This is a genomic window from Chloroflexus sp. (genome assembly GCF_034435895.1).
Taxonomy (GTDB): domain Bacteria; phylum Chloroflexota; class Chloroflexia; order Chloroflexales; family Chloroflexaceae; genus Chloroflexus.
Window position 1 is genome coordinate 1 of record NZ_DAOTWH010000194.1, and the last position, 3,849, is coordinate 3,849.

Annotated in this window: 3 protein-coding genes; 2 read left to right on the forward strand and 1 reads right to left on the reverse strand. The window is 60.8% G+C overall.

The genetic code is table 11. The features are described from left to right. Positions 1-350, reverse strand: a 350-nt coding sequence (locus U9R81_RS11425; RefSeq protein WP_322495579.1) for an FHA domain-containing protein, incomplete at its 3' end; no start/stop codon positions are given. 234 nt (positions 351-584) lie between these two features. On the opposite strand from U9R81_RS11425, the gene U9R81_RS11430 reads away from it, so the two are divergent. After that, positions 585-2,387 carry an ABC transporter ATP-binding protein gene (locus U9R81_RS11430; protein ID WP_322495580.1) on the forward strand — a complete coding sequence of 601 codons (1,803 nt, stop codon included), beginning with the start codon at positions 585-587 and terminating at the stop codon, positions 2,385-2,387. A 38-nt stretch (positions 2,388-2,425) separates the two neighbouring features. Next, the coding region (locus U9R81_RS11435) for an ABC transporter ATP-binding protein (RefSeq protein ID WP_322495581.1) at positions 2,426-3,849 on the forward strand (1,424 nt) is incomplete at its 3' end.

Sequence of the window (3,849 nt, forward strand, 5' to 3'; positions counted from 1 at the left end):
TGCGGACGCTGTGGCGGCGGTGATGAGCCAACGGGCAAGGTCGGTTCGAGCGCGGCGCCGGCCAGCTCTTCAAACCGGAACACCTCATCACCAATCACAAACGTATCGCCGGTGCGCAGGAGTTGCCGCTGCACTGGCTGGCCGTTGAGCAACGTACCGTTCGAGCTGCCCAGATCGACCAGCACATACGCCCCGCCTTCACGCCTAATCTCGGCGTGCCGGCGCGAAGCGCGCTGGCTGGCGATCACAATCGCGTTATCAGGCGAACGTCCAAACGTGAGTGATGTTTCACCTAATTGAAACATCCGGCCAGCCAGCGGGCCACTTACCGCTATCACACGTGCCGACATAACAAGATTCCTCGTGATGACGCGCAGCAGAACGCAAGCACAACCGAATTGTAGCACGCGATCTGTACGTTGAACACAGGTAAAAGGTTACACCTTACGACTGATCTCGTTGGGTGGGGAAGTGGGGTATACTCGCAATAATGTTCTATGTTCGCCACGATACACACGGCGGCGCAGCACCATACGATTACGAATGGCGGTCACGTTGCGATGACAAGAGAGGAGCCTACAATCGTGCAGCGTAGTGAATTTACGGTTGCTTCGGCCTACGTTTACGACCGGCGCAGCGTCGCGCGTTGGCTGCTCTCGCATGTGGCGCGCTACTGGCCGTTTGTGTTGGGATTTTACCTGTGTTTCATCACCGCATGGGCGGCGTATTCAGGGGCGCAAGCATTGATCGGGCGCGCCGCTGATGTGTTGAGCGGCCCGCCTGATTACGTCGCCTTGACCGGGTTGGCGTTGGCAGTGCTGGCCGTGATGGTGACGGATAGCGTGACGGCGTTGATCGGCAGCTTATCGGCTGAGAATGTGGCAGCGCGGGTCGAAGCCGATGTGCGGCAAGAGTTTTACGAGAGCTTGCTGGCCAAGAGCAAGGCGTTTCACGATCGCCAGCGGGCAGGTGACTTGATGGCCCGCGCGACCGACGATGCCAATTTTGTGGCGAATATGATCGTACCCGGCGCTACCTTGATCTCGGAAACGGTGTTGGGGATCGTCGTGCCGCTGACCTTCATCTTTTTCACTGAACCGCGCCTGATCATTGTGCCGTTGATCTTTGTGGCGGGCTATATCGTCACCGCGCGTTGGTATCTGCGCCGGTTGATGCCGGTGATCCAGCGCCAGCGCGAGCAGTATGGCGTGATGAATGCCGGCTTGGAAGAGACGATCAGCGGGATCGAGGTGGTGAAGGCGAGCGCGCGCGAGGCGCTGGAACGCTCGAAGTATCTGCGTAACGCGCAACGGTTCCGCGACCTATTTGTGCAGCAAGGTGACATTGAGGCGCGCTATTTGCCGCTCTTGCTGTTTGGGATTGCGCTAGGTGCGGAGTTCTTCCATGCCCTGTGGCTCTACAGCGCCGGAGACATCGGGTTGGGGCAAGTGGTCGCGGTGATCGGGTTGATGAATGTCTTGCGCTTCCCGACCTTCATCTCGCTCTTTGCCTTCTCGGTCTTTCAGGCTGGGTTGGCTGGCGCGCGCCGCATTCTCGCTATCATCAACGCCGAGACTGACCTCGACGAAAACCCGAACGGCTATCGCGCGCCAGTGCGCGGCGAGATCGAGTTCGAGAACGTGAGCTTTAGCTTTGCCACTCATCCCGGCGAAGAGCCGCATCAGGTGCTGCGCGACATTTCGTTCCGCATTGCCGCCGGGCAGACGGTGGCGATCGTTGGCCAGACGGGCAGCGGCAAGAGTGCATTGACCCAGCTCGTCAACCGCACCTATGACGCGACCAGCGGGCGGGTACTAATTGACGGGGTAGATGTGCGCGAGTGGAATCTGGATGCGCTGCGCTCGCAGATCGGCAAGATCGAGCAGGATATCTTCCTCTTCTCGCGCACGATCGGCGAGAATATCGCCTTTGGCGCTCCCGGCGCCACTCAAGATCAGATCGAGGCGGCGGCACGGGCCGCCCAAGCCCACGAGTTCATTAGTCGCCTGCCGAACGGCTACCAGACGGTGATCGGCGAGCGCGGCGTAACCCTGTCGGGCGGGCAACGGCAGCGAATCGCGCTGGCCCGCGCGTTTCTCGCCAATCCGCGCATTCTCATTCTCGATGATAGCACCAGCGCGATCGATAGCGCGACCGAAGACGAGATTCAGCGCGCGATCCGGCAGGCGCAGCAAGGGCGGACGGTGTTGTTGATCACCCACCGGCTGGCGCAGATCCGCTGGGCCGACCAGATACTGGTGCTCGATGGCGGGAGGTTAGTTGCCGCCGGCACCCACGAGGAGCTGCTGCGCACCTCACCGCACTACCGGCGAATCTTTGCTCGCTATGAGCATCCGGCGGCCCGCCCGGCGCCAGCGGCAAGTTAACGGCGTGATGATTACTCTGATGGGCAGAAAGGACGGCCATGGGTTTTCTGTTTGATGGCCTCGATGCCGAAGGCTATGATCGCAAATATAGCGACGGCGAACTGGTGCGGCGGATTCTGCGCTATTTTCGCCCACAAGCCGCCAAGATCATCACCGCCGCGTTGATGATTAGCGCCACCGCATTGATCGAGGCGCTCATCCCGATCTTTATCTCGTACAGCATTGACGAGATACAGACCGCGACCTCGCTCAATCAGGCGGCGGTGCTGGCCAGCGCGCTGGCCCTGATCGCCTGTTTGTCGTGGGTATTTAATCTGATCCGGCAAACGATGTCGGTGCGGGCCATCGGCGAAGTGGTGCTGGCGCTGCGCCGCGACGCCGCCGATGCCGTGCTAGCCCGCGACCTCAGCTTCTACGACGAGTTTCCGTCGGGCAAGATCGTCAGCCGGGTCAATTCCGATACCGCCGCCTTTGCGCAGGTAATGACGCTGACCATGGATCTGCTCAGCCGGTTGTTGCTGGTAGTAGTGCTGGTCGGCTATCTCGCCACCGTCAGTTGGTCGCTGACGTTGGTGTTGTTGGGGTTAGCACCGTTGATCATCGGCGCAGCGCTGGCCTTCCGTTCGATTGCGCGCAAGGTGATCACCGCCTCGCGGCGGGTGAATGCCGAAGTCAGCAATCATATCCAAGAAACGGTAAGCGGGATCGGGGTCGCTAAGACCTTCCGCCAAGAACAGGCGGTCTATGCCGACTTTCTCGATGTCAACCAAAAGAGCCGGCGGGTGAATCTGTACACGCGCTACACCTTCAGCAGCATCTTTCCGCTGCTCAACCTGCTGGCCGCCGCCGGCACCGCGCTGCTGGTCTATCTCGGCGGGCAGAAGGTCTACGCCGGCGAACTCACTACCGGCACGTGGTTTCTGTTCATCCAAGGCTTGCAGAGCTTTTGGTTCCCGCTGACCAGCATCGCCTCGTTCTGGAGCCAGTTCCAACTGGGATTGGCCGCTGGTGAGCGGGTGTTTGCGCTGATCGACGCCGAACCGCGGGTGACGCAGATCGACCGGATCGATCCGGGCCGGTTGCGCGGCGAGATCACCTTTGCACAGGTCGATTTTGCGTACAAACCGGGCGAACCGGTGTTGCGCCAGTTCAATCTGCACATTAAACCGGGTGAGCGGGTGGCGCTGGTTGGCCATACTGGTTCCGGCAAGAGCAGCATTGCCAAGCTGATCGCCCGTTTCTACGAGTTTCAAGGCGGGCAGATCTGGATCGACGGCTACGACATTCGCCGGCTTGATCTGGCGGCCTACCGCAGCCAATTGGGTATGGTGACGCAGACGCCGTTTTTGTTCGACGGGACGGTGCGCGAGAACATTCGCTACGGGAACCCAGACGCGAGCGACGAGGAGGTGCTGGCGGCGGCGCGGCGGGTGGGGCACGGCGACTGGCTGGCGACCCTGCC